Here is a 25,360-nt window from a genome sequence, read left to right on the forward strand (position 1 = left end):
ACCGCGGCAAGCCATGCCGAAAATTTCCATTTGTAGGGCATTTTAGTCGTAGTTGCCCGATCCCCGCTTGCACGGGTGAAGCAAGTCCTCATACATGAAAGCTTGAGCGGACAGAGAGTTGGTCCGGGGGAGAGAGATATGATCAAGCCGACCGGGGTGATGCGCAGCATCGCGATCACCAAGCGCCTGCTCGCCGCCGGCGCGTCGCTTGCCGCGCTCGCCGCGCTGCCCGCCGCCGCCGACCCGCTCGCGATCGTCGATCGCAACGGCGGCATCGTCTCCATCGAACCCTATGCGCCCAACATCGTCCGCGTGACGATCGCGCTCGACAAGGCGCTGGCCGTCGCACCACCGGGCGAAGGCCCCAACGCCAAGCCCGACGCGAGCGGCTGGACCCACCGCAGCGATGCGAGCGGCGACGTCTTCGCCTCGCCCGCGCTGACGCTCACCGTCGCCGCACAGCCCTGGCCCGGCGCGCCGACGCAGATGCAGCGCTATTTCGCGCCGTCGCTGCCGCCGGTGGCCATCTCGGTGCGCGGTGCCGATGGCCGCCCGCTGCTCGACATGACCGGCTGGGAAATGGCGCCGCATACCGTCAACGACGAGAAGACCTTCCGCGTCGGCGCCAGCTTCGCGGTGCAGACGGGCGAACATTATTACGGGCTCGGCCAGAATCAGGAGGGCGTGCTCGACCTCAAGGGCCGGACGATCGACTGCCGCCACAATTACGATGCGCCGGCGGGCGAGAGCGTCTGCGTACCCTTCATGGTCACCAACAAGGGCTATGGCATCGTCTGGGACAATCCGTCGGCGACCATCGTCTCGCCCGGCCTCAACAATGCCACCCACTGGCAGTCCAACGTCGGCGAGCGCGTCTCCTTCTTCGTCATCACCGGCGACACCACCGACCAGCTCTACGCCGGCTATGCCAGGCTGACCGGCGCGACGCCGCTGCCGCCCAAGGCGGCGTTCGGACTGATCCAGTCGAAGGCGCGCTACGAGACGCAGAAGGAATTGCTCGACGTCGCGCAGGGCTATCGCCAGCGCAACCTGCCGCTCGACGTGATGGTGCTCGACTGGTTCTACTGGACGCGGATGGGGCAGCTCGACATCGATCGGACCTATTTCCCCGATCCCAAGGGCATGAACGACACGCTGCACCGGCTCGGCATGCATTCGATCATCAGCGTCTGGCCGCGGTTCGAGCGGGAGTCGCGCTATTACGACTTCCTCGGCGCCAAGGGCTGGCTGCTCCATGACAAGGACGGCAGCGTCGTCGACGGCCTGCCGATCCGTGCCGATCGCGCCGGCGCGCTGATCGATTCGACCAATCCGGAGGCACGCCAGTGGTTCTGGGGCAAGATCCGCGACAATATCGCCAGCCAGGGCTTCGACTGGTTCTGGCTCGACGAGACCGAGCCCGATCTGGTGCCCGATGGCCATCAATTCTCGATCGGCTCGGGTGACCGCTACCACAATCTCTATCCGCTGGTGCATACCAGCAGCGTCGCGGAGGGCTCGGCGAAGGACCGGCCCGACATGCGCAACCTGATCCTCGCGCGCGCCGCCTATCTCGGCACGCAGCGCAACGGCGCATTGTTCTGGTCGTCGGACGTCCAGTCGACGTGGGAGGCGCTGCGCCGCCAGGTGCCCGCCGGGCTCGGCTTCACCGCGACGGGCATGGCCTATTGGAGCAGCGATACCGGCGGCTGGCAATATCCCGCCGGGCCGAAGGCGGAACGACCGCCGCTGCTCGATCCCGCCGGGGCGACCGCGATGGCGCCGAGCTATGCCGACTATCCCGAGCTGTTCACGCGCTGGTTCGCCTATAACAGCTTCACCCCGACGCTGCGCATCCACGGCCAGCGGCCGGCGACCGCGCTATGGGACTATGGCACCGCGGCCGAGCCGGTGCTCGCCAACTTCCTGCGGCTGCGCTACGCGCTGATCCCCTATCTCTACGCGCTCGGCCATCAGACCGCGGAGACCGGTGCGCCGTTCATGCGCGCGCTGTTCATGGACTTCCCCAACGATCCCGCGGTGGCGACGATCGGCGACGAATATATGTTCGGCCCCGCCTTCCTCGTCGCGCCGGTGACCGATCAGGGCGTGACCAGCCGCAAGGTCTATCTGCCCGCCGGCGCGGACTGGTATGACTATTGGACCGACAAACGCTACACCGGCGGCCAGACGGTCGATGCCGCCGCGCCGATCGACAAGATCCCACTGTTCGTCCGCGCCGGATCGATCGTACCGATGGGCGTGCAGGTGCCGAGCACCGCGACCGCCCAGCCGCTGGAGAGCATCCGCGTCTATCCCGGCCGCGACGCCAGCTTCACGCTGTACGACGACGACGGCGTGACCAACGCCTATCGCAAGACCGGCGGCAAGACCGCGACGCTGCGCTGGAGCGAGGCGAGCGGCAAGCTCAGCGCCTCGGGCCGGCTGCCGACCGGCCAGGACGTGGGCGGACTGGTCCGCGTCGTCGCCGCCAAATAGGCCGTGCCACCTTCCCCGTCGAATACGGGGAAGGTGTGGCTTTCCAGACACGTACATTCACGAAGCCGACACAATCGGGTCTTAGCGCGAACCTCCGTCGGGGGGCGGGCACCACTATCACCGGCCGGCTGCACGGATCAATTCCGGCGCCGGTCGGGCGGGCCGCCCCCCTCTTCTTCAGGGGGACCATTCGTGACCAAGACGTTCAAGACCTTGCTGCTGCTCGGCGCCGCCGGCCTCGCCGCGCCCGCGCTCGCCCAGACCGCGACGCCCGCGACCGATGCTGCCGCCACCGACACCACCGCCACGCCCGACGCCGCCGCCGATCTCGGCGACATCGTCGTCACCGCCGAACGCCGCTCGGAGAATCTGCAGCGCGTGCCGCTGTCGGTCGCGGTCGTCGGCGGCAGCGATCTGCGCGCCTTCCAGGCGGGCGGCGAGGACATCCTCGCGCTGTCGGGCCGCGTGCCCGGCCTCTATATCGAGACGACCACCGGCCGCATCTTCCCGCGCTTCTACATCCGCGGCCTCGGCAATATCGATTTCTACCTCGGCGCGAGCCAGCCGGTGTCGATCATCCAGGACGATGTCGTCCTCGAACATGTCGTGCTCAAGTCCAACCCGGTGTTCGACGTCAATCAGGTCGAGGTGCTGCGCGGCCCGCAGGGCTCGCTGTTCGGCCGCAACACGACCGCGGGCATCATCAAGTTCGACACGATCCGCCCGAGCCAGACGTGGCAGGGCCGCGTCGCCGCCTCGGCGGGCAGCCTCGGCACCTTCACCTATGACGCCGGCGTCGGCGGCCCGCTCGTGCAGGACAAGGTGGCGATCCGCCTTTCGGGCCTGCTCCAGCACCGCAACGACTGGGTCGACAACAGCTTCGCCGGCACCAGCCAGGACGGCACGCGCACGCCGCAGAAGAACGCCATGGGCGGCTTCGACGAGCGCGACGTGCGCTTGCAGGTGCTGCTGACCCCGAGCGACGCCTTCTCGGTCAACGTCTCGGGGCACGCCCGCGGCTATCACGGCACCTCGACGATCTTCCACCGCGCCGCGCTGCGCAAGGGCTCGAACTCGGTCTCGGCCGAGCCGCGCGACCGCATCGCGCTCGACGAGGGCAACAACAACCCGCAGGATTACGACACCTACGGCACCTCGGTGAACGCGGCCTATGACTTCGGCCCGGTCACGCTGACCTCGATCAGCGCCTATGAGACCACCTCCGGCTACAGCCGCGGCGATACCGATGGCGGCGCCGGCGCCAACTTCCCGGTCAACGGCGTCGCCAACGGCTTCGGCCAGAGCCAGGGCAATATCCGCGCGCTCGGCCAATATACGCAGGAGGTGCGGCTCGCCTCGCAGGCCGGCCAGCGCTTCACCTGGCAGGTCGGCGGCTTCTACTTCCGCCAGAACGACACGACCGACTTCTACCAGCGCAGCTATTTCCTCACCACGGCGGCGCGCAATCCCAACAATTGGGTGCGCCTGCGCGACATCAACACCAGCTGGGCGGCCTTCGGTCAGGCGAGCTTCAAGGTGACCGACGCGTTCACGATCACCGGCGGCGCGCGCTATACGCAGGACATCAAGCGCACCACGCTGGTCAAGCCGGTGTTCAATGTCGCCGGCACGGTCAACCAGTTCCGCCTGATCAACCCGACCGCGCCGACGTCGGTGCGGCTGGAAGGCAAGGAGCCGAGCTGGGACGTGTCGGCGCTCTACACGATCGATCCGTCGAGCAGCGTCTACGCCCGCGTCGCGCGCGGCTTCCGCGGCCCGACGATCCAGGGCCGCTCGGCGGTGTTCAACTCGCCCTTCACCACCGCGTCGAGCGAGACGATCACCTCCTATGAGGTCGGCGCCAAGGGCATCTTCCTCGACGGCCGGCTGCGGCTCAATTCGTCGCTGTTCACCTATACGGTCCACGACATCCAGCTCAACGGCAACGACGTCAACGGCAATGGCGTGCTGTTCAACGCCGACAAGGCGCGCGCTTGGGGTGTTGAGATCGACAGCGAGTTCCGCCCGGTCCGCAACCTGACGCTGACGCTCGGCGCCAGCGCGCTCAAGTCGAAGATCGAGGACAAGCGCGTCTATGCGCAGGTCTGCATCCTCAACGGCGTGGTGGTCTGCACGGTGCAGGATCCGACGATCAAGGTCGGTGCCAACACCTTCGCGCAGATCGACGGCAATCCGCTGCCCAATGCGCCGCGCTGGAACCTCGACGCCACCGCCCGCTACGACCTGCCGCTGTCGAACGACGGCAAGCTGTTCGTCGCCACCGACTGGAACATCCAGGGCTATACCAACTTCGTCCTCTACAAGACCAAGGAGTTCTACGCCGACGGTAACTTCGAAGGCGGCGTGAAGGTCGGCTACACCTCGCCCGACAACAATTACGAGATCGCGGCGTTTGCGCGCAACATCACCAACGAGAAGAACCTCAAGGGCGTGATCGAGAATTATATGGCGGCGGTGTTCAACGAACCGCGCGTGATCGGCGTCTCGCTGAGCGGCCGGTTCCGGTAATCCGGGGGGTGCGCTTCGGTCTGCCGGGGCGCACCTGTCGGTCTTTTCCGGAGAGACCGGCACGCGTCAGACGTGACGGATCGCTTTCGGCGATATTCCGCAAGAGCGATCTTCCCGCGAACAGCACCACCTCACCCCCTGACGCGCCACCCCGGCGAAGGCCGGGGTCCAGATGGGTGACGGTAGGCATTATCCAATGGCGTTTTCCCAACTGGGCCACGCCTCCGCCGGAGCGGTCCGTGAAAACCGCTGACGCCTTACCGCCGGGAATATAGCAGCTGCGCAGAACAGAAGTGCACTGCTCCTCGTGTCTGGGCGGCCTCCAGCGCGGGAGCACCAGGACACCGCACGCTTCCCGAACAAAGCAGAGACAAAAAAGGCCGGTGGATCGCTCCACCGGCCCGTCTTCATTGCAGCGACTGGGTTACGCCGCCTGCTTCGCCCGGCTGGCGCGCTTGCGCTCGTTCGGGTCGAGGAAGCGCTTGCGCAGGCGGATCGTCTTCGGCGTGACTTCGACCATCTCGTCGTCGTCGATATAGGCGATCGCCTGTTCCAGCGTCATCTTCTTCGGCGGGGTGAGGCGGATCGCATCGTCCTTGCCGCCGCTGGCGCGGAAGTTGGTCAGCTGCTTCGCCTTCATCGGATTGACCTCGAGGTCATCCGTCTTGGCGTTCTCGCCGATGATCATGCCCTCGTAGAGCGCCTCGCCATGGCCGACGAACAGCACGCCGCGATCCTCGAGCGGGCCGAGCGCATAGCCCTGCGCCTCGCCGGCCCCGTTGGAGATCAGCACGCCGTTCTTGCGGCCTTCGATCGTGCCCTTGTGCGGACCGTATTTCTCGAACAGCCGGTTCATGATGCCAGTGCCGCGCGTGTCCGACAGGAACTCGCCGTGATAGCCGATCATGCCGCGCGACGGCGCCGAGAAGGTGATGCGCGTCTTGCCGCCGGTCGACGGACGCATGTCGGTCAGCTCCGCCTTCCGCAGGTTCATCTTCTCGACGACGGTGCCTGAATGCTCCTCGTCGACGTCGATGATGACGGTCTCATACGGCTCGGTCTTCTTGCCGTTCTCGTCCTCGCCGAACAGCACGCGCGGGCGGCTGATGCCGAGCTCGAAGCCCTCGCGGCGCATCGTCTCGATCAGCACGCCAAGCTGAAGCTCGCCGCGGCCGGCGACTTCGAAGCTGTCGCGGTCGGCGGCTTCGGTCACCTTGATCGCGACGTTCGATTCGGCTTCGCGCAGCAGGCGATCGCGGATCATGCGGCTGGTCACCTTGGTGCCCTCGCGACCCGCCATCGGCGAATCGTTGACCGCGAAGCGCATCGACAGCGTCGGCGGATCGATCGGCTGCGCGTGCAGCGGCTCGGTAACGGTCGTGTCGGCGATCGTATTGGCGACGGTGGCGACGGCGAGGCCGGCGAGGCTGATGATGTCACCCGCCTTGGCTTCCTCGACCGGCACGCGGTCGAGGCCGCGGAACGACAGGATCTTCGACGCGCGGCCCGTCTCGATGATGTTGCCGTCGTTGTCGAGCGCGTGGATCGGCTGGTTGAGCTTCACCGTGCCCGAATTCACGCGCCCGGTGAGGATGCGGCCGAGGAAATTGTCGCGGTCGAGCAGCGTCACCAGGAAGGTGAACGGCACGTCCTCCACTTCCACCTTGGGGGCGGGGACGTGATTGACGATCGTCTCAAACATCGGGATCAGCGTACCTTCGCGCGCGTCCATGTCGGTCGAGGCATAGCCGTTGCGGCCCGAAGCGTAGAGCACCGGGAAGTCGAGCTGCTCGTCATTGGCGTCGAGCGACACGAACAGGTCGAACACCTCGTCGAGCACTTCCTGGATGCGCGCGTCGGGACGGTCGACCTTGTTGACGACGACGATCGGCTTGAGGCCGAGGGCCAGCGCCTTGCCGGTGACGAACTTGGTCTGCGGCATCGCGCCTTCCGACGAATCGACCAGCAGGACGACGCCGTCGACCATGCTGAGGATGCGCTCCACCTCGCCGCCGAAATCGGCGTGGCCGGGCGTGTCGACGATATTGATCCGCACCGTCTCGCCGCCGCCCGGAGGCGCCCAGTCGACCGAGGTCGGCTTGGCGAGAATGGTGATCCCACGCTCCTTTTCGAGGTCGTTCGAATCCATGGCGCGCTCTTCGACACGCTGGTTGTCGCGGAAGGTGCCGGACTGGCGGAAGAGCTGGTCGACCAGCGTCGTCTTGCCGTGATCGACGTGCGCGATGATCGCCACGTTGCGGAGGCTCATGGGAATTCCTGAATCAATGGAGCTTGGATTGCGCGCCCCCATAGCCGAAATGTTGCGCCGCGGGAAGGGGAGGCGTTCGGGGCCGCTCCCCGCCCGGCCATTGCACGGCACCGCCTGCGCGTATTACAGCTCCAACACACTTGCCGTCGCGCGCGAACGCGACCATTTTGCGCAAAGCTGGTTGGGAGACGAATGGCATGGCGACGAATCTGGATACGCCCGAACGCGACCTGGTGCTGACGCCGCCCGATCCGGTGCCGACCGTCGCCGCCGAGCGCGCCGCCGGGCTGGTACCGATCGACGACGCCAAGAAGACGCAGCTCGAACAGCGCGTCGACGCCTTCGTCGCCGATCTCGTCGCCGAGGACGTCAACAGCCCCGAATTTGGCAAGCGCGTCGATGCGATCACCGCGATGGGCGCCAAGGAGATCCGCGAGGCGGCCGGCCAGTCCAATCGCTTCCTCGACCGGCCGATCCGCGCGATGGACAAGGACAGCGGCGTCGGCGCCGATCTCGCCCAATTGCGCCGCGTCATCGAAGAGCTCGATCCCGGCCGCAAGGGCGCGCTGTCCGGCCCCAAGAAGATCTTCGGCATCATCCCCTTCGGGTCGAAGATGCGCGACTATTTCGAAAGCTACCAATCGTCGCAGACGCATATCAGCGCGATCCTCAAGAACCTCGCCGCCGGCAAGGACGAGCTGCTGATGGACAATGCCGCGATCGATACCGAGCGCGCCAATCTGTGGAGCGCGATGGGCCGGCTCGAACAGATGATCCACCTCAGCAAGGCGATGGACGCCAGGCTCGAGGACAAGGCGAACGAGCTCGACGCGACCGATCCCGCCAAGGCCAAGGCGATCCGCGAAACCGCGCTCTTCTACACCCGCCAGCGCACGCAGGACCTGCTCACCCAGATGGCGGTGACGGTGCAGGGCTATCTCGCGCTCGATCTGGTCAAGAAGAACAACGTCGAGCTGGTCAAGGGCGTCGACCGCGCCTCGACCACCACCGTGTCGGCGCTGCGCACCGCGGTGACGGTCGCGCAGGCGCTGACCAACCAGAAGCTGGTGCTGGAGAGCATCACCCAGCTCAACACCACCACCGCCAACATCATCGATTCGACCGGCAAGCTGCTGCGCTCGAACACCGCGGCGATCCACGAACAGGCCGCCGCATCGACCATCCCGCTGGAAACGCTGCAGCGCGCCTTCCAGAACATCTACGACACGATGGATGCGATCGACACGTTCAAGCTCAAGGCACTCGATTCGATGAAGACCACCGTCACCACGCTCGGCAACGAGGTCGAGAAGTCGAAAGGCTATATCGCCCGTGCCGAGGGCGCGAACCAGGCCGCGCTCAAGGGTCCGGGCGCGACCGATACCTTTCGGCTCGAGGCGGTGTAAGCGATGACCGAGGTCGACCAGCAGATCGAACGCGCCCGCGCGGTGATGGCGCGGATCAGCGAGGATTATCGCGGTCAGGCCGGCGCCGCCTATCGCGCGCACGGCAAGCGGATCAAGCGCCGCGCGACCAGCGTCGGGCGGCGGCTGGCGCTGATCTGCGCGGTCGATGCGCTGATCCTGATCGCCGCCGCGGTGATCGGCATGATCGTCCCGCTCGGCCTGTTCGGCGCGCTCGCCGTGCTGCTGCTGATGGCGGCGGTGACGATCGGCATCGCGCTCGCGCCCGTCGCCCGCGCCCCCAGCGAGAAGGTGCTGCGCGAGGCGGACATCAAGGCGCTGCCCGCCAAGACCGAACGCTGGCTGGAAGCACAGCGCCCCGCTCTGCCCGCCCCGGCGCGCGGGCTGGTCGACCAGATCGGCGTGCGGCTCGAGACGCTGTCGCCGCAGCTCGGCCGGCTCGACGGCAAGGAGGAGGCCGCCTATGAGGTGCGCCGGCTGATCGGCGAGCAGCTCCCCGCCTTCGTCAACGATTATGCCCGCGTCCCCGAACCGCTCCGCCGCGTCGAGCGCAACGGCCGCACGCCGGACGCCGAGCTGATCGCCGGCCTGCAACTGATCGAGCGCGAGATCGCCGACATGACCGCGCGGCTCGCGCAGAGTGACCTCGACAGCCTGTCGACCCGCGGCCGCTATCTGGAGATCAAATACCGCGACGAGGGGCATGGCGCGGGGTGATGGTGGGCGATGACGGGCTCGAACCGCCGACATTCTCGGTGTAAACGAGACGCTCTACCAACTGAGCTAATCGCCCCCTCTCGGGAGAACCCGCGTCATACCGTCATTTTCGGGACGGGCAAGCGGCGGATCGTCTCCCGCCCGATCAATCCGCCAGCGGCGCATCCGGCAGATAGCCGACCTTGCTGATCGCGGTGCCGTCGGGGTTCTTGCCGGCGCGGTAGAAGGCGCTGACCTTCTGGCGCTGGGCCCAGGTGAGTTCGTCCCAGTCGGCGCGATCGTTGCTGGGGTGGCGCTGGCCGACCGCCACCCGGTCGGTCGCCCCGGCCTTCGCCGGCGCCGGCCGCGGCCTGGGGCGGCCGATGCCCTTGTCCTTCAGCTCGTCGTCGAACTCTCCCTCGCCCACCGCCTGTTCGAACATGGTGAGGAATTCGGCGAAGCGATCGACCGGCAGGTGATTGGTCGCGGCGCCGTTGATCTCCAGCACCTCGCCGCCGACCTTGACGGTGAAGGCGACGACGTTGTTCTTGATCTGCCACCAGCGGCTGGCGACGCGCGTCTGATCGTCACCGCGGCTGGCGAATTGCTCGCGCGCGCGGCGGATGCCGTCGAGCACCGGCTTGCGGATCTTGCCGGGATCCTCGACCTGATTGTTGAAGGCATCCGCCAGACCGACATTGTCGATGAAGCCCGCCAAAGTCCCTTTGATGCCCATAACGCTCCCTCGTCAGGGAAGGGCGGCTACGCATCAAAACTTACCGATTGGTCAACATTTGCGGCGTGCGGCCGCCCCTCATCCCATCGCCTCGATCTTGCGCATCGCCAGCATATAGGCGCGCATCGCCTCGCTCGCGCGCGGCGAGAGCGTCATGAAGGCGCGGCGGCGATCGGTCGGATCGGGGTGGCGGATGAACAGGCCGAGTTCGGTCATCTTGGCGATCCAGCGCAAGGCGGTGGTCGGCGCGACGCCGGCGGCGATGCACAGGCTCGACACGCTGACCTGTGCGCCCTCCAATTCGGCGGCGAACAGGTCGAGCAGCATGTCCCAGGCCGGGTCCTCGAACAGCGCCTCGCCGCCGAACTGGCCGAAGAACTTGCTGCGCAGCTGGCGGCACTGGATCAGCCGGCGCACCTCCTGCGCGCGCACCGCGGCACCGACCGCCGGCTCGCTGCCGTAACTGGCGCGGCGATCGCCGAGGTCGGCGGGGGTGCCGCTCATCCGCATCACCTCGGCGGCGAAGCGCGAGATGCGCGCCATGCCGTCGGTTAGGCGGCGCAACCGCTCCTCGTCGGTCTCGCGGATATTGGGCTGGTACGGCTCGCGCTCGGTCTGCACCGCGTCGCGCAGCCGGTCGCGCAGCCGCGGCCGTGCCGGACGCATCGCCGCGACAAGGCTGGTGACGCGCTGCTGCGGATCGGGATCGCAGAGCAGGTCGGCGGCGGCGCCGAGCAGGTGCCGCGCGATGACGTCGATCTGCACGCCGTCGAAGGCGATCACCGCGGCGACGTCATGCTCGGCCAGATGCGCGGCGATCAGCGGCAGCGTCTCGTCGAGCACCGGCGCGGCGAGGCCGCTCGCCTCGACGACGATGACGTGCCGGCCGGCGAGCAGCGGCAGCGTCGCGGCCACCTGCGCCCAGCCGATCCGCCGCAACAGCCGGCCGCCCGCCTGCGCGACGGCCGTCTCGAACGGGACCGAAACCGGGGGTTCGGCGATCAGCAGCACCGGGCGCCCTCGATCGACATAGGATCGCGTTCGCTCTTCGGTCTCATCGATTGTGGTAAACGTCGCGGTCCCCATGTTCGTAGGATAAGCGGCACGGCAAACGGATCGCGTCTATTCACCTCCATTTCCGGCCCACTCATGGACCTGAAAACATTGGTTCCGACCTTATCATCTCCAGAATGGATATACCGCAGAGTCAGTCGAGTGATTTAACGATTTCCTCCACCATCTTTTTAGCGTCGGCGAGCAGCATCATGGTATTGTCTCTGTAGAAAACATCGTTGTCGACGCCGGCATAGCCGACCCCGCCCATCGACCGTTTGATGAACAGGACGGTCTTGGCCTTCTCGACGTCGAGCACCGGCATGCCGTAGATCGGCGAGCTGCGGTCGGTTTTCGCGGCCGGGTTGGTGACGTCGTTGGCGCCGATGACGAAGGCGACGTCGGTTTGCGCGAATTCGGAGTTGATGTCCTCCAGCTCGAACACCTCGTCATAGGGAACGTTCGCCTCGGCGAGCAGCACGTTCATATGCCCCGGCATCCGCCCGGCGACCGGGTGGATGGCATATTTGACGCGGACGCCGTGCGCCTTGAGCTTGTCGGCCATCTCGCGCAGCACGTGCTGCGCCTGCGCCACCGCCATGCCATAGCCGGGCACGATGATGACCTGTTCGGCCTGGCTCATCAGGAAGGCGGCATCCTCGGCGCTGCCGCGCTTCCACGGCCGGTCGACCTTGGCGCCGTCACCGCCGCCGCCGCTCTCCGCGCCGAACCCGCCCGCGATGACGCTGACGAAGCTGCGGTTCATCGCCCGGCACATGATATAGCTGAGGATCGCGCCCGACGATCCGACCAGCGCGCCGGTGATGATCATCGCGCTATTGTGCAGCGTGAAGCCCATCGCCGCCGCCGCCCAGCCCGAATAGCTGTTGAGCATGCTGACCACCACCGGCATGTCGGCCCCGCCGATCGGCACGATCAGCAGGAAGCCGATCGCGAAGGACAGGATGGTAATCGTCCAGAAGATCCACGCGCTCTGATCCTGGGTGAAGGCGACGATCAGCACCAGGATCGCGGCGAGCACGCCGAGGTTAATGAGGTGGCGACCGGGCAGCAGGATCGGTTTGCCGCCCATGTTGCCGTTGAGCTTGAGGAAGGCGATGACGCTGCCCGAGAAGGTGATCGCGCCGATCGCGACGCCGAGGCCCATTTCGATCCGGCTGACGGTGTGGATCACCGCGAACGGCTGGCCGATCATCGGGATCACCCGATCCGCGATGCCGAAGGCGAGCGGGTTGAGGAAGGCGGCGGCGGCGACGAGGACGGCGGCAAGCCCGACGAGGCTGTGGAACGCCGCGACGAGCTGCGGCATCGCCGTCATCGCGATGCGGCGCGCGGTGACGATGCCGATGGCGGCGCCGATACCGATCGCGGCGAGCAATTCGGCGATCGTCGCGCTGTTCAGGCCTCCGCCGTCTGCCGCTGGCACGTGCGTCACCAGCGTCGTCACCACCGCGATCGTCATGCCGATCATGCCGAAGCGGTTGCCGCGCTGGCTCGACACCGGCGACGACAGGCCGCGCAGCGCGAGGATGAAGCACATTCCCGCGATCAGATAGGCGAGTGCCGCCCAAGGATTGCCCGCTACCTGCTCCATGTACCCCCCAACCGTCATCCCGGCGAAGGCCGGGATCCACCACGCCGCGAGCGCTGGTGGATGAATGGACCCCGACCTTGGCCGGGGCGACGAAATCAGTGTTTCGAGGCCGCCGCCGGCCGATCCTTCTTCTTGTACATCGCGAGCATCCGCTGCGTCACCGCGAAGCCGCCGAAGATGTTGACGCTGGCGAGCACCACGGCGAGCAGCCCCAGCCATTTCGACCCGGCGCTTCCCGCCGCCGCCCCGGCGATCAGCGCCCCGACGATGATCACGCTGGAGATGGCGTTGGTCACCGCCATCAGCGGCGTATGCAGCGCCGGCGTCACCGACCAGACGACATAATAGCCGACGAAGCAGGCCATCACGAAGATCGACAGGATCGCAACGAAATCCATCTATTCCTCCCCGGAACGGGGAGGGGGACCGCTCGCCGCAGGCGAGTGGTGGAGGGGCGTCGCCGCATACGCGCGGATCGCGGTGGGAACCGCATCCATGTCCCGCAATATGGCGACGGCACCGATCCGCAGCACCCTGTACCCGTTCTCTTCCATGAAGCTGTCGCGAACGGCGTCGCGACCCGGCCGATCGCCGCGGCCGTGCGCTTCACCATCGACCTCGATGACCAATTTCCGCTCCGCACAGAAGAAGTCGGCAGCGTAAGGGCCGATCGGATGCTGCCGACGAAACCGGAGCTGGCGTTGCTGCCGCCGAAGCTGTTGCCACAGCAGCACTTCGGGCAGGCTCATTTCCCGCCGCAGGCGACGGGCTCGCGCCACCTCAAACCGCGGTGTCTGCGGCACGCCCCCTCCACCACCCGGCTGCGCCGGGCGGTCCCCCTCCCCGTGCCGGGGAGGAATGGTCACGACAGCAACCGCGGATGCACTACCCGCCCGCCCTGCGTCAGCCGGATCGCGTCGCCGATCTCCGCGTCGAGCACCGGGCGGCCGGCGTCCTTGTCCCAGAAGGTCGACAGGAAATTGTAGAGGTTGCGCGCGAACAGCGCCGAAGCGTCGGCGGCGAGGCGCGAGGGGACGTTGCGGTGGCCGACGAGGCGGACGCCGTGCCGGTCGACCACCTGCCCCGCCACCGCGCCCTCGACGTTGCCGCCCTGTTCGACCGCCAGGTCGACGATCACGCTGCCGGCGCGCATCGTCGCGATCTGCGCGTCGCTGATCAGCCGCGGCGCCGGTCGGCCGGGGATTAGCGCGGTGGTGATGACGATGTCCTGCTTGGCGATATGCGCGGAGACCAGTTCGGCCTGCGCCGCCTTATAGGCGTCGCTCATCTCGCCGGCATAGCCGCCGCTGCCCTCGCCCGCGATCCCCTCGACCGCGTCGACGAAGATCGGCTTGGCGCCGAGCGACTGGATCTGCTCGCGCGTCGCGGCGCGCACGTCGGTGGCGGAGACCTGCGCACCGAGTCGCCGCGCGGTGGCGATCGCCTGCAGGCCGGCGACGCCGACGCCCATCACGAACACCCGCGCCGCCGAAATCGTCCCCGCCGCGGTCATCATCATCGGCAGCGCGCGGTCATATTCGGCCGCGGCATCGAGCACCGCCTTGTAGCCGGAAACGTTGGACTGCGACGACAGGATGTCCATCGCCTGCGCGCGGGTGATGCGCGGCATCAGCTCCATCGCCAGCGCCTCGACGCCGGCCGCGGCATAGGCATCGACGCGGTCGCGGTGGCCGAACGGATCGAGCGCGGCGACGATCCACGCCCCCGGCGCCGCGCCCTGCAGGGCGGCCGGCTCCGGTCCCTGCACGCCCAGCACGATCTGCGCATCCGCGACCACCGCGGACCGCTCGGCGACGCGCGCCCCCGCGGCGGCATAGGCCGCGTCGGGACAGGCCGCGGCATCCCCCGCGCCGCGCTCGACCGCCACCTGCGCGCCGAGCGCGATGAATTTCCTGACGGTTTCAGGGGTCGCCGCGACCCGCCGTTCGCCGTCTGCTGCTTCCTTGAGGACGGCGATCTTCATGGCGGCGGCTATGCGATCAGCCAGATCACCAGCGCGACGATCACCGCACAGGCGATCGCACCCCAGAACAGCATCTTGGTGACGCTGATATAGGTCGATTCATGCGCCTTGAGGTCGCCATTGCCGGCCATCATCCATCCCTCATCCGTCATGGCCTGTCCGCCATTGTCGACGATACCTGCCCGCAAAGCCGCGCGGCCGTCAAGACGATGCCCTCAATTCGGGTTTAAGTCGGCCTTTACCCGTGACTTGTATCAGATGCCCCGAACCGGGACGGGAAAGAATCATGACGCGCAATGGACAGCGCCTGCTTTTGCTGATCGACGACGAGCCGGCGCAACGCCGCCTCGTCTCGGCGCTCGCGGCGCGCGCCGGCTGGCGATCGATCTTCGCCGACGATGGCGAGATGGCGCTCGCACAGCTCGGCACGCAGGACGGGATGCAGCTCGATGCGATCCTGCTCGATCACTGGGCGCCAGACGCCGATGCCGCGCCGCTGATCGCCGAGCTGCGCGAGCGGCGTCCGGCGCTGCCGCTGCTGATGCTCACCGCCAACGGATCGGTCGCGCATGCGGTCGCCGCGATGCGTGCCGGGGCGACCGACTTCCTGGTCAAGCCGCTCGCGCCCGAACGGCTGCTCGCTGCGCTCGAATCGGCGGTCGCCGGCACCGCCGCGGGCGAATTGCGGCCGCTGACCGAAAAGATCCCGGCGCTGCTCGCCTTCGACGAGATCGTCGGCTCCTCGCCCGACTTCCGCGCCGCGCTGGCGATCGCCGCCAAGGCGGCGCGCGCCCGCGTGCCGGTGCTGGTCGAGGGCGAGAGCGGCGTCGGCAAGGAGGTGGTCGCCGACGCGATCCACGCCGCCAGCCCGCGCGCCAAGAAACCGATCGTCACCGTCAATTGCGGCGCGATCCCCGCCAATCTGGTCGAATCGGAATTGTTCGGCCATGAGCGCGGCGCCTTCACCGGCGCGTTCGAACGCAAGATCGGCAAGTTCGCCGATGCCGACGGCGGCACCATCCTGCTCGACGAGATCGGCGAGATGCCGCTGGAAACCCAGGTCAAGCTGTTGCGCGTGCTGCAATCGGGCGAGATCCAGCCGATCGGCGCGCGGCATGCGCGCGAGGTCGACGTCCGCGTCATCGCCGCGACCAACAAGAAACTGCTCGAGGAGGTCGAGGCGGGGCGGTTCCGCGAGGATCTCTATTACCGGCTCAACGTCGTCCAGGTGACGATCCCGCCGCTGCGCGAACGGCTTGCCGACGTGCCGGCGCTCGCCCGCCATCTGCTCGCGCGGATCGCGCAGCAACCGGGGCTGCGGCCGCTCGGCATCACCGACGATGCGCTCGCACTGCTCGTCCAGTACGACTGGCCGGGCAACGTCCGCCAGCTGCAGAACGCGCTGTTCCGCGCCGCGGTGCTGTGCGAGGGCGCGGCGCTGACCCGCTCCGACTTTCCGCAGATCGCCGCGCTCGGGAACCGGCGCGGCGCCGCGACCGGATCGGCCAATGGCTCGGCGGGCGGCATCACCCTGTTCCGGCCCGACGGCAATCTGCGCCCGCTCGAGGATATCGAGGCCGATGTCATCCGCCTCGCCATCGGCCATTATCGCGGCCGGATGACCGAGGTGGCGCGCCGGCTCGGCATCGGCCGCTCGACGCTCTACCGCAAGCTCGGCGAACTCGGCATCGACAACGCCGCCTGACTTTCCGCAGCGCGCCCGCCCCTCTATGAAGAGAATCATGCCGGCGCGTCACATCCTCGTCACCGGTGCCGCCTCCGGCATCGGCCTCGCCACCGCGACGCAGCTCGCTACCGGGGACACGCGGCTGGTGCTGGTCGATCGCGATGCCGCGGCCCTGGCGCGTGTCGCGCTGCCCGGCGCGGTCGAGACGCTGGCCGGCGACGTCGCCGACGAGCGCTTCTGGGAGGAGGCCGCATCGCGGCTCGCCGGGATCGATGCGGCAGTGGTGAATGCCGGCGTCGCCGGGGCGGGTGCGATCACCGATCTCGCCTTCGCCGAATGGCGGCGCATCCTCGGCGTCAATCTCGACGGCGCTTTCCTGACGCTGCGCGCGGCGATGCGCGCGATGACCGGCGGCGGTGCGATCGTCGCGACCGCCTCGGCGGCGGGGATCAAGCCCGAAGCCGGCGTCGCCGCCTATGGCGCGTCGAAGGCGGGGCTCATCCACCTCGTCAAGGTCGCCGCCAAGGAAGGCGCGGCGCGCGGCATCCGCGTCAACGCGATCGCGCCCGCAGGTGTCGAGACGCCGGTGTGGGATGCGGTGCCGATGTTCGCCGACCGTGCCGCGGCGATCGGCCGCGACGCGGCGTTCGCCGAACTGGCTGCGCTCGCGACCCCGCTCGGCCGCTATGCCAAGCCCGCGGAGATCGCCGCGCAGATCGCCTTCCTGCTGTCGGATGCGGCGGCGCTGATCACCGGTGCCTGCCTGGTCAGCGACGGCGGCTATACGCTGTAATCACCACAAGACGCCCTTGACCGGCTTCAGCGGCTCGGGCGCCGGATCGCCGATCGACTGGAGCAGGTCGATCTCGATCGTCCGGCACATCGCGGTCAGCGGCACGTCGTGGACGGTGTTGGCGAAGGGATCGACCAGATCGTCGCCGATCTGCAGCACCGCGAGGAACATCAGCCCGGCGAGCGTCGAGCCGAGCGGCGTCGCATAGCCCAGGGTCTCGACCAGCCCGATCGGCAGCAGGATGCAGAAGATGTGGGTGAACAGCGTCGGGAAGAAGCGATATTGATTGGGCAGCGGCGTGTTCTTGATCCGCTCCATGCCGCCCTGCGCGTTGGCGATATCGACCATCGTCGCTTCCATCCGCGTCTGCTGGATGGTGTCGATCCAGCCGCGGCGGCGGGCATCGTCGACGCGGCGGCCGGTGCCGTCGAGCAGGCCGTTGGCGATGTTGGTGCGGGTCAGCGCCGGTTCGGCCTCGCCGCGCGACAGGAACTTGAGCACCTGCTCGTCGACCGGCTGGCGTCGCAACTGACAGCGCAGCGCGTTCACATAAGCGATCTGGCGGATGACGATCGTCCGGCGCAGGTCGTGCGCCTCGTCCGCCGGCAGGAAGTTGCGCGCCTCACGGCTGAGGCTGCGCGAGGCGTTGATCATCGCGCCCCACAGGACGCGCCCTTCCCACCAGCGCTGATAGGCCGAATTGTCGCGGAAGCCGATCAGCAGCGCGAGCACGGTGCCGAACAGCGTCAGCGGCAGCGACGGCGCCTTGAACTCGAGCGCATAGTAACTGACGGTGACGATGACGTCCCAGATGAACAGGATCACCAGAGGTTTCCAGACCTCGGCGACAACGCGGGTGAAGCGGGGCGTGGTTGCAACGATCATAGTGCGTCCAGATGGGATCGAAGCGGCCCGAACGCATCAACATTCGCTTCGCTGCAACGCAAAATCACAATTCAGCCACCGACCAGCGCCTGGTCGCGCAGCCCGCGCCAGACGCGCAGCGCCTGCACGCTCGCCTTGACGTCGTGGACGCGGAGGATCTGCACGCCCGCCTCCGCCCCCTTGAGCGCCAGCGTCAGGCTGCCGCCGAGCCGCTCCGCCACCGGCGCCTCATGATCGAGCGCGCCGATCATCCGCTTGCGGCTCGCGCCGAGCATGATCGCGCAGCCGAGCCCGTGAAAGATGGCGAGGCCGTTGATCAGCGCCAGATTCTCGGCGAGCGTCTTGCCGAAGCCGATGCCGGGATCGACGACGATCCGCGCGCGATCGACCCCCGCCGCAACCACCGCCGCGATCCGCGCCTCCAGCCAGTCGAACACCTCGGTCAGCACGTCGCGATAGCCGGTGCGGGCGTGCCCGCCCTGTTTGGGATCGGGCGAGTGCATCAGCACCACCGGGCAGGCCGCCGCCGCGACCACGCCGAGCGCCTCGTCATCCCACAGCAAGGCCGATACGTCGTTGACGATATGCGCCCCCGCGGCGAGGGCGGCGCGCATCACCGCCGCCTTGCGCGTGTCGATCGAGACCGGCGTACCGCTGCGCGCGAGCCGTTCGACCACCGGCAGGATGCGCGCGATCTCATCGCCTTCCCACACCGCCGCCGCGCCGGGACGGGTCGATTCGCCGCCGAGGTCGATCAGCGCCGCCCCCGCCGCCGCCATATCGACCCCCGCCGCCGCCGCCGCGGCGGGATCGTCGCCATAGCCGCCGCCGTCGGAGAAACTGTCGGGCGTGACGTTGAGGATGCCGGCGACGAGCGGCTGGTCGAGCCGCAGCGTCCGCTCGCCGAGGTGCAGCGGCGGGCGGGGCGCGGTGATCGCGGCATGGAGGCGGACGGCATGCTCGCCGAGCGTGGCGACCGCCGTAACGGGGATCGTCCGGCGTTTACCGGCTTCGATCACCTCATAGCCGGCGAACCATTGCAGCCCGCCCGCCAGCCGGGCCACCGCGCCGTCGGCCTGCGTGACCGCGCTGTCGACGAACTGGACGGGGCGGAGATGGAAGCGCATCGCCGATCCATCCGATGCGGACGCCATCGACGCAAGCGCCAATCCTCCCCGGCACGGGGAGGGGGACCGCCGCGAAGCGGTGGTGGAGGGGGGCTTCCACGAACGACACCGCCTGGGGAAGCCCCCCTCCACCAGCCTGCGGCTGGTCCCCCTCCCCGTGCCGGGGAGGTTTTTATGGTTGCGTCGCCAGCAGGTAGGTCTGCCGCAGCGTATCGATCGGCTGGAGCTTGCCGGCGCCGTCGTGGTGCCAGAAGGTCCAGCCGTTGCACGCCGGCGCACCCTGCAAGGTCGCGCCGAGCTTGTGGATCGACCCCGCCGCGCCGCAATCGGAGACGAGGCTGCCGTCGGCGCGCACCGTCACGCGGAAGCGGCGCTTGGCGTCGGTCAGCGTCGCGCCGGGGTGGAGATAGCCGTTCTCGACCAATATGCCGAACGCCACCTTGGGCTGCTGGCGCGGGCTCTGCATCGTCGCCAGCGCCGATTCGTCGAGCGGCAGCGCCGCCGCGATCCGCTCTTCCGCGGCGGCGATGTAATCGCCTTCGCGCTCGATGCCGATCCAGCGCCGGCCGAGCCGCTTCGCCACCGCGCCGGTGGTGCCGGTGCCGAAGAAGGGATCGACCACCACGTCACCCGGCTTGGTGCAGGCGAGCAGGATGCGGTACAGCAACGCCTCGGGCTTCTGCGTCGGATGGACCTTGACGCCGTCCTTCTTGAGCCGCTCGCCGCCGCCGCAGATCGGGAATTCCCAGTCGGAACGCATCTGCAACTCGTCGTTGAGCGTCTTCATCGACCGGTAGTTGAAGGTATATTTGGCGCCCTCGCCCTTCGCCGCCCAGATCAGCGTCTCATGCGCATTGGTGAAGCGCGTGCCGCGGAAGTTGGGCATCGGATTAGCCTTGCGCCAGACGATGTCGTTGAGGATCCAGTAGCCGAGGTCCTGCACCGCCGCGCCGACGCGGAAGATGTTGTGATAGCTGCCGATCACCCAGATGGTGCCGTCGTCCTTGAGAATCCGTCGCGCCTCGGCCAGCCAGGCGCGGGTAAAGGCGTCATAGGCGGCGAAGGTGTCGAACTTGTCCCAATCGTCGGTGACCGCATCGACATGGCTGCCGTCGGGGCGGAACAGCTCGCCGCCGAGTTGCAGGTTATAGGGCGGATCGGCGAACACCATGTCGACCGACTTGTCGGGCAGCGCACGCATCGCCGCGATGCAATCGCCACGGACGATCGTGTCGAGCGGCAACGCCGGTGCCGCCATCGGCGCCGCGACGCGCGTCGCCACCTGCACCTGCCTGAGCTTGTCGATAACCGCCATGAGGTCCCCCTTGCCGGCCCATTCGCGCGAAACCGGGGACTCGCGTCAAGCGATCATTGGTTAATCCATCGCCGGCACGCGGCTCTGCCGCGGCGGGCGGAAGCGGCCTCAACCCAGATATGGGGAATCGGCGGCGCGCCCTGCCCCCAAGGCTAGCGTGTGTGACTCAAAAGACTCATCGGCCAAATTGGTGACCGGCGCAGCGCCGATTTCGGCGCCGGCGGGGGTCTCGACGCGCCCGGCGGTGATTCGGGCGACGGCGGCGGCGACCGGCGCGAAGCTGCGGCGGTGGAGCGGCGTCGGGCCATGCTCGCGCAACGCGGCGAGATGGTGCTTGCAGCCATAGCCCTTGTTCGAATGCCAGTGATATTCGGGATGGACCAAAGCATGGTCGCGCATGATGCCGTCGCGGACGTGCTTGGCGACGATCGACGCCGCCGCGATCGACAGGCTGTGCGCGTCGCCCGAGACGATCGCGGTGGCCTGGTACGACCAGCGCGGCAGACGGTTGCCGTCGACCAGCACATGGCCGGGATCGCAGCCGAGCCGCGCGACCAGCGCATCGACCGCGAGTGTCATCGCCTTCATCGTCGCCCAATAGATGTTGAGCGTGTCGATCTCGGCCGGCTCGACGATGCCGACGCCATGGACGCCGCGGGTCGTGATCAGCCCGTACAGGCGCTCGCGCTCGGCCGCGGCGAGCTTCTTCGAATCGTCGATGCCGCGCGGCGTACCCCTGGCGGGCAGCACCACCGCCGCGGCGACCACCGGCCCGGCGAGCGGCCCGCGCCCCGCCTCGTCGACCCCGGCGACCGGCGGCAGGCACGCCTTCTCGTGCTTCCAGCCCGGCACGTCAGCTCTCCATCGCATCGAACGGCACCACGCCGAGCGTATGGCCGATCGGCCCATGGCCGCCGCCGAGCGCGGGCGCGTTGACGATCGCGATGCGGACGAAGCGCACCGCGCGGCGGAACGCCGCCTCGATCCCCATGCCGCCCGCCAGCCCGGCGGCGAGCGCGCTCGCCAGCGTGCAGCCGGTGCCGTGCGTGTCGACGGTGTTGAAGCGCCGTCCGACCGCGCGCGCGATCTCCCCCTGCGGCGACAGCAGCCGGTCGACGATCTCCTCGCCGTCGCCATGCCCGCCCTTGGCGACGACGTGACAGCCATGCGCGAGCACCGCCGCCTCGCCGCCCAGCACCGCCATTTCGGGGACGTTGGGCGTCACCACCGAGGCGACGTGCATCAGCCGCCCGAACGCACCCATCGTCGCGGCATCGGCGAGCACCGCGCCGCTGGTCGATATCATCACCGGATCGAAGACGATCGGCACGTCGAGCTGTTCGAGCAGGTCGGCGACGGCATGCGCGACGCTCGCCGAGCCGATCATGCCGATCTTGACCGCATCGACGCCGATATCCTCGATCACCGAGCGCATCTGCGCGCCGACGACATCGGCGGGGATCGGGTGGATCGCCTGCACGCCGAGCGTATTCTGCGCGGTCACCGCGGTGATCGCGGTCATCGCATGGCCGCCGAGCATCGTCACGGTCTTGATATCCGCCTGGATTCCCGCGCCGCCACCCGAATCGGAGCCGGCGACGATCAGCACGCGCGGGATCATCCTGCGCGGCCGGCGTGGCGGTGGTGGCGGGGCTGGCGGATCGTCGATGCCATGCCGCGCCCTTGCCACAGCTTCACCCGTCGAAACAGGGGAAGGTTGCGGCGCCCTCCTCGCCGACGCTCCGCCAACCCACCGGAACGTCCGATGCCTCGGACGCGCAGCGTCGCCAGCGCTAGCTCTGAAAGCGGCGCTCCCCCGCCGCGGGATGCGCTTTCAGCACCTTGCCGGAGCGCGTCGGCCGGTCGAGCAGTTCGCCGCCGCATTCCGGGCAACGCTCGTCGAGTTCGTCCGCGCATTCCGCGCAGAAGGTCGTCTCGAGCGAGCAGATGAACGCGCCCGGCGCGTCGGCGGGCAGATCGGCGCCGCAGCGCGCGCAATCGGGGTGCATCGCCAGCATCAGGCGGCCGCCTGCCGCACGGCGTCGCAGATGCGATCGACCACGGTCTCGACCTGCCGCGCGTCGTCGCCCTCGGCCATGACGCGGATCACCGGCTCGGTGCCCGACGGGCGGATGACGAGGCGGCCGGTGCCGGCGAGTTCCGCCTCGGCGTCGGCGATCACCGCCTTCACCGCCTCGTCGTCGAGCGGCTTGCCGCCGGCGAAGCGGACGTTCTTGAGCAGTTGCGGCAGCGGCGCGAACCGGTGCAGCACCTCGCTCGCCGGCGCACCGGCGCGCTTGATCTCGGCGAGCACCTGCAACGCCGCGACGAGGCCGTCGCCGGTGGTGCCATAGTCGGACAGGATGATATGCCCCGACTGTTCGCCGCCGACGTTATAGCCCGAAGCGCGCATCTTCTCGAGCACGTAGCGGTCGCCCACCTTGGTGCGGACGAGGCCGAGCCCCTGCGCCTTGAGGTGGCGTTCGAGGCCGAGATTGGACATCACCGTCGCGACCAGCCCGCCCCCGGCGAGCCGCCCGGCGCGCGCCCAGCCCGCGGCGATCGTCGCCATCAGCTGGTCGCCGTCGACCACCGTGCCGGTCTCGTCGACGACGATCAGCCGGTCGGCGTCGCCATCGAGCGCGATGCCGATATCCGCCCCCGCCGCGACCACCGTCTCCGACAGCGTCTGCGGCGCGGTCGAGCCGACGCCGTCGTTGATGTTGGTGCCGTTGGGGGTGATGCCGATCGACACGACGTCGGCGCCCAGCTCCCACAGCGCCATCGGCGCGACCTTATAGGCGGCGCCATTGGCGCAATCGATGACGATGCGCAGGCCGTCGAGCCGCAGGTCGCGCGGGAAGGTCGATTTGGCGAAGTGGATATAGCGGCCCTGCGCATCGTCGATACGGCGCGCGCGCCCGATCTGCGCGGGCTGCGACAGCGGCACCTCGCCGTCCTTGGCGCTGTCGATCAATTGCTCGATCGTCGCCTCCGCCTCGTCGGACAATTTGTAGCCGTCGGGCCCGAACAATTTGATGCCGTTGTCGGCGAAGGGATTGTGGCTGGCGGAGATCATCACGCCGATGTCGGCGCGCATCGACTGGGTCAGCATCGCCACCGCAGGGGTCGGCAGCGGGCCGACCATGATGACGTCCATGCCGACGCTGGTGAAGCCGGCGACCAGCGCCGATTCCAGCATATAGCCCGACAGCCGCGTGTCCTTGCCGATCAGCACGCGATGCTTGTGATCGCCGCGCTGGAAGTAGGCGCCCGCCGCCATCCCGACCTTCATCGCCATGCTGGCGGTCATCGCGCCGCTGTTGGTGAGGCCGCGAATCCCGTCGGTACCGAAATATTTCCTTGCCATCGCGTGACATCCGCTCCGCTATGCCGTCTGACCAGCTTCCCGATGCGCCAAGGAACCCGATGTCGCAAGCCACCCGTATCCTGCTGGCGCTGATCGCCGGCATCGCGCTCGGCATCCTTGCCGTGACGATCGACGGACCCGTCGCGCTCGCCATCGCCAGCGTCACCCGGCCGATCGGCGAGGCGTGGCTGCACGGGTTGCAGATGGTGATCGTACCGCTGATCGTCGGGCTGCTCGTCACCGGCATCGCCGCCACCGCCGAGGCGGCCAAGGCCGGGCGGATCGCCGGGCGCGCGGTGCTGTTGTTCGTGATCGTCTTGTGGGGGACGACGCTGATGGCGGCGGCGGTGATGCCGCTGCTGCTCGACCTGTGGCCGCTGCCCGCCGCCTGGTCGGCGGCGCTGCGCCAGGCGCTCACAGCGGCACCGGCGGTCGGCACGGTGCCGACGCTCACCGATTTCTTCGATACGATCGTGCCGACCAACGTCGTCGCGGCGGCGGCGGGCGATGCCTTCCTGCCGCTCACCGTCTTCACGCTCGCCTTCGCCTTTGCGATCACCCGGCTGGAGGATGCGGCGCGGCATCGCCTGACCGAGCTGTTCCGTGCGATCACCGACGCGATGCTGGTGATCATCGGCTGGGTGCTCAAGCTCGCGCCGATCGGCATCTTCGCGCTCGCCTTCGGCGTCGGCGCGCGGACCGGCGCGGCGGCGTTCGGCGCGCTGATCCATTATATCGCCATGGTCTCGACGATCGGGGTGATCGTGCTGCTCGCCGCCTATCTGGTCGCGCGCTTTGCCGGCGGCGTGCCGATCGGCCGCTTCGCCCGCGCGGTCGCACCGGCGCAGGCGGTGGCGATCAGCACGCAATCGTCGCTCGCCTCGCTGCCGGCGATGCTCAAGGGCGCGGACGAGGTCGGCGTCGCGCCGGCGACCGCGGGGATCGTGTTGCCGGTCGCGGTCGCCATCTTCCGCGCGACCAGCCCGGCGATGAACCTCGCGGTGGCGCTCTACGTCGCGCGCTGGCTCGGCGTGCCGATCGGCACGGGCCAGCTCGCCGCCGGGGTGGCGACCGCGGCGATCACGACGATGGGATCGGTGTCGTTGCCGGGCACGATCAGCTATTTCGCCAGCGTCGCCCCCGTCGCCTTCGCGATGGGGGTGCCGATCGAGGCGCTCGGCCTGCTCGTCGCGGTCGAGACGGTGCCCGACCTGTTCCGCACCGTCGGCAACGTCACGATGGACGTCGCCGTGACCAGCGTGGTGCAGCGGCGGGATTGAGGCCGGCGTTCCGCCCTGCCCTCACCCGTCGATGGCTGCGCCATCTCTCCCTCTCCCGGCGGGAGAGGAAGGGGCCCGCTGCCGCAGCAGTGGGAAGG

21 protein-coding genes, 1 tRNA gene and 1 pseudogene are annotated in these 25,360 nt (G+C 68.4%); 7 read left to right on the plus strand and 16 right to left on the minus strand.

The features are described 5' to 3' along the window. Positions 1-138: 138 nt before the first annotated feature. Both PBN85_RS16040 and PBN85_RS16045 read left to right on the plus strand, forming a co-directional pair. Complete coding sequence (locus tag PBN85_RS16040; protein ID WP_443026752.1) at positions 139-2,499, plus strand: glycoside hydrolase family 31 protein; 2,361 nt, start codon at positions 139-141, stop codon at positions 2,497-2,499. Between the two features lie 192 nt (positions 2,500-2,691). Then, complete coding sequence (locus PBN85_RS16045; RefSeq protein WP_037535139.1) at positions 2,692-5,028, plus strand: TonB-dependent receptor; 2,337 nt, start codon at positions 2,692-2,694, stop codon at positions 5,026-5,028. Positions 5,029-5,452: 424 nt separating this feature from the next. Here the strand turns inward: PBN85_RS16045 and typA are convergent, their stop codons facing one another. Continuing rightward, a complete protein-coding gene (typA, locus tag PBN85_RS16050) occupies positions 5,453-7,297 on the minus strand; it encodes a translational GTPase TypA (protein WP_037535140.1) in 1,845 nt (614 codons plus the stop codon). Between the two features lie 197 nt (positions 7,298-7,494). Here typA and PBN85_RS16055 point away from each other — a divergent pair, with 197 nt between their 5' ends. Continuing rightward, positions 7,495-8,703, plus strand: a complete 1,209-nt coding sequence (locus PBN85_RS16055; protein WP_037535141.1) for a toxic anion resistance protein — start codon at positions 7,495-7,497, stop codon at positions 8,701-8,703. Between the two features lie 3 nt (positions 8,704-8,706). Then, entirely contained in the window at positions 8,707-9,438 is a 732-nt protein-coding gene (locus PBN85_RS16060; protein ID WP_037535142.1) for a hypothetical protein, read from the plus strand. Here PBN85_RS16060 and PBN85_RS16065 read toward each other — a convergent pair. The 8 genes from PBN85_RS16065 to PBN85_RS16100 all read right to left on the minus strand — a co-directional run bounded on the left by PBN85_RS16065 (position 9,439) and on the right by PBN85_RS16100 (position 14,957). Beyond that, positions 9,439-9,514, minus strand: a tRNA-Val gene (locus PBN85_RS16065). It lies immediately after the preceding gene. A gap of 69 nt (positions 9,515-9,583) precedes the next feature. Beyond that, positions 9,584-10,153 (minus strand): hypothetical protein, encoded by a 570-nt coding sequence (locus tag PBN85_RS16070; protein WP_271299618.1) that lies wholly within the window; start codon positions 10,151-10,153, stop codon positions 9,584-9,586. A gap of 78 nt (positions 10,154-10,231) precedes the next feature. Beyond that, on the minus strand, positions 10,232-11,164 hold the full coding sequence (locus PBN85_RS16075) for a MarR family winged helix-turn-helix transcriptional regulator (protein ID WP_235199774.1): 933 nt from the start codon (positions 11,162-11,164) through the stop codon (positions 10,232-10,234). 196 nt (positions 11,165-11,360) lie between these two features. Further along, a complete protein-coding gene (locus PBN85_RS16080) occupies positions 11,361-12,821 on the minus strand; it encodes an NAD(P)(+) transhydrogenase (Re/Si-specific) subunit beta (protein ID WP_271299619.1) in 1,461 nt (486 codons plus the stop codon). A 95-nt stretch (positions 12,822-12,916) separates the two neighbouring features. Then, positions 12,917-13,219, minus strand: a complete 303-nt coding sequence (locus PBN85_RS16085; RefSeq protein WP_037535146.1) for an NAD(P) transhydrogenase subunit alpha — start codon at positions 13,217-13,219, stop codon at positions 12,917-12,919. Beyond that, positions 13,220-13,624 (minus strand): endonuclease domain-containing protein, encoded by a 405-nt coding sequence (locus PBN85_RS16090; protein ID WP_271299620.1) that lies wholly within the window; start codon positions 13,622-13,624, stop codon positions 13,220-13,222. Between the two features lie 59 nt (positions 13,625-13,683). Further along, positions 13,684-14,805, minus strand: coding sequence for an NAD(P) transhydrogenase subunit alpha (locus PBN85_RS16095; protein WP_271299621.1), 1,122 nt, complete (start codon positions 14,803-14,805; stop codon positions 13,684-13,686). An 8-nt stretch (positions 14,806-14,813) separates the two neighbouring features. After that, the gene (locus tag PBN85_RS16100) at positions 14,814-14,957 is read right to left on the minus strand and encodes an aa3-type cytochrome c oxidase subunit IV (RefSeq protein WP_235199775.1); all 144 of its coding nucleotides are present in this window, start codon (positions 14,955-14,957) and stop codon (positions 14,814-14,816) included. Positions 14,958-15,091: 134 nt separating this feature from the next. On the opposite strand from PBN85_RS16100, the gene PBN85_RS16105 reads away from it, so the two are divergent. Both PBN85_RS16105 and PBN85_RS16110 read left to right on the plus strand, forming a co-directional pair. Beyond that, positions 15,092-16,510, plus strand: a complete 1,419-nt coding sequence (locus tag PBN85_RS16105) for a sigma-54-dependent transcriptional regulator (protein WP_037535149.1) — start codon at positions 15,092-15,094, stop codon at positions 16,508-16,510. Between the two features lie 37 nt (positions 16,511-16,547). After that, positions 16,548-17,285 (plus strand): SDR family NAD(P)-dependent oxidoreductase, encoded by a 738-nt coding sequence (locus PBN85_RS16110; protein WP_271299622.1) that lies wholly within the window; start codon positions 16,548-16,550, stop codon positions 17,283-17,285. Here the strand turns inward: PBN85_RS16110 and PBN85_RS16115 are convergent, their stop codons facing one another. The 7 genes and pseudogenes from PBN85_RS16115 to glmM form a co-directional block, all read right to left on the minus strand. Further along, complete coding sequence (locus PBN85_RS16115; RefSeq protein ID WP_037535151.1) at positions 17,286-18,170, minus strand: bestrophin family protein; 885 nt, start codon at positions 18,168-18,170, stop codon at positions 17,286-17,288. Positions 18,171-18,241: 71 nt separating this feature from the next. Further along, on the minus strand, positions 18,242-19,297 hold the full coding sequence (gene folP, locus PBN85_RS16120) for a dihydropteroate synthase (RefSeq protein ID WP_271299623.1): 1,056 nt from the start codon (positions 19,295-19,297) through the stop codon (positions 18,242-18,244). Positions 19,298-19,469: 172 nt separating this feature from the next. Beyond that, positions 19,470-20,612 (minus strand): site-specific DNA-methyltransferase, encoded by a 1,143-nt coding sequence (locus PBN85_RS16125; RefSeq protein ID WP_037535152.1) that lies wholly within the window; start codon positions 20,610-20,612, stop codon positions 19,470-19,472. A gap of 258 nt (positions 20,613-20,870) precedes the next feature. After that, positions 20,871-21,464 (minus strand): annotated as a pseudogene (locus PBN85_RS16130) (ribonuclease HII); the annotation flags it as partial. Position 21,465: 1 nt separating this feature from the next. After that, positions 21,466-22,233 (minus strand): bifunctional hydroxymethylpyrimidine kinase/phosphomethylpyrimidine kinase, encoded by a 768-nt coding sequence (gene thiD, locus PBN85_RS16135; RefSeq protein WP_037535153.1) that lies wholly within the window; start codon positions 22,231-22,233, stop codon positions 21,466-21,468. A 172-nt stretch (positions 22,234-22,405) separates the two neighbouring features. Then, the gene (locus tag PBN85_RS16140) at positions 22,406-22,630 is read right to left on the minus strand and encodes a DUF1272 domain-containing protein (RefSeq protein ID WP_271299624.1); all 225 of its coding nucleotides are present in this window, start codon (positions 22,628-22,630) and stop codon (positions 22,406-22,408) included. After that, positions 22,630-23,982 (minus strand): phosphoglucosamine mutase, encoded by a 1,353-nt coding sequence (glmM, locus tag PBN85_RS16145; protein ID WP_037535155.1) that lies wholly within the window; start codon positions 23,980-23,982, stop codon positions 22,630-22,632. The genes PBN85_RS16140 and glmM overlap by 1 nt, the downstream gene beginning before the upstream one ends. A 59-nt stretch (positions 23,983-24,041) precedes the next feature. On the opposite strand from glmM, the gene PBN85_RS16150 reads away from it, so the two are divergent. Next, complete coding sequence (locus tag PBN85_RS16150) at positions 24,042-25,262, plus strand: dicarboxylate/amino acid:cation symporter (RefSeq protein WP_271299625.1); 1,221 nt, start codon at positions 24,042-24,044, stop codon at positions 25,260-25,262. Positions 25,263-25,360 lie beyond the last annotated feature (98 nt).

It is taken from the genome of Sphingomonas sp. CV7422 (assembly GCF_027945725.1).
In the GTDB taxonomy this organism is placed as follows: domain Bacteria; phylum Pseudomonadota; class Alphaproteobacteria; order Sphingomonadales; family Sphingomonadaceae; genus Sphingomonas; species Sphingomonas kyungheensis.

Excerpts from the sequence above, each read along its gene's own strand:
- PBN85_RS16055 (WP_037535141.1), top strand. The coding sequence starts at position 7,495 with ATGGCGACGAATCTGGATACGCCCGAACGCGACCTGGTGCTGACGCCG.
- PBN85_RS16105 (WP_037535149.1), top strand. The coding sequence starts at position 15,092 with ATGACGCGCAATGGACAGCGCCTGCTTTTGCTGATCGACGACGAGCCG.
- glmM (WP_037535155.1), bottom strand. The coding sequence starts at position 23,982 with ATGGCAAGGAAATATTTCGGTACCGACGGGATTCGCGGCCTCACCAAC.
- PBN85_RS16115 (WP_037535151.1), bottom strand. The coding sequence starts at position 18,170 with ATGATCGTTGCAACCACGCCCCGCTTCACCCGCGTTGTCGCCGAGGTC.
- thiD (WP_037535153.1), bottom strand. The coding sequence starts at position 22,233 with ATGATCCCGCGCGTGCTGATCGTCGCCGGCTCCGATTCGGGTGGCGGC.
- PBN85_RS16040 (WP_443026752.1), top strand. The coding sequence starts at position 139 with ATGATCAAGCCGACCGGGGTGATGCGCAGCATCGCGATCACCAAGCGC.
- PBN85_RS16080 (WP_271299619.1), bottom strand. The coding sequence starts at position 12,821 with ATGGAGCAGGTAGCGGGCAATCCTTGGGCGGCACTCGCCTATCTGATC.
- PBN85_RS16150 (WP_271299625.1), top strand. The coding sequence starts at position 24,042 with ATGTCGCAAGCCACCCGTATCCTGCTGGCGCTGATCGCCGGCATCGCG.
- PBN85_RS16085 (WP_037535146.1), bottom strand. The coding sequence starts at position 13,219 with ATGGATTTCGTTGCGATCCTGTCGATCTTCGTGATGGCCTGCTTCGTC.
- PBN85_RS16110 (WP_271299622.1), top strand. The coding sequence starts at position 16,548 with ATGCCGGCGCGTCACATCCTCGTCACCGGTGCCGCCTCCGGCATCGGC.
- PBN85_RS16140 (WP_271299624.1), bottom strand. The coding sequence starts at position 22,630 with ATGCTGGCGATGCACCCCGATTGCGCGCGCTGCGGCGCCGATCTGCCC.
- folP (WP_271299623.1), bottom strand. The coding sequence starts at position 19,297 with ATGCGCTTCCATCTCCGCCCCGTCCAGTTCGTCGACAGCGCGGTCACG.
- typA (WP_037535140.1), bottom strand. The coding sequence starts at position 7,297 with ATGAGCCTCCGCAACGTGGCGATCATCGCGCACGTCGATCACGGCAAG.
- PBN85_RS16095 (WP_271299621.1), bottom strand. The coding sequence starts at position 14,805 with ATGAAGATCGCCGTCCTCAAGGAAGCAGCAGACGGCGAACGGCGGGTC.
- PBN85_RS16060 (WP_037535142.1), top strand. The coding sequence starts at position 8,707 with ATGACCGAGGTCGACCAGCAGATCGAACGCGCCCGCGCGGTGATGGCG.
- PBN85_RS16100 (WP_235199775.1), bottom strand. The coding sequence starts at position 14,957 with ATGACGGATGAGGGATGGATGATGGCCGGCAATGGCGACCTCAAGGCG.
- PBN85_RS16125 (WP_037535152.1), bottom strand. The coding sequence starts at position 20,612 with ATGGCGGTTATCGACAAGCTCAGGCAGGTGCAGGTGGCGACGCGCGTC.
- PBN85_RS16070 (WP_271299618.1), bottom strand. The coding sequence starts at position 10,153 with ATGGGCATCAAAGGGACTTTGGCGGGCTTCATCGACAATGTCGGTCTG.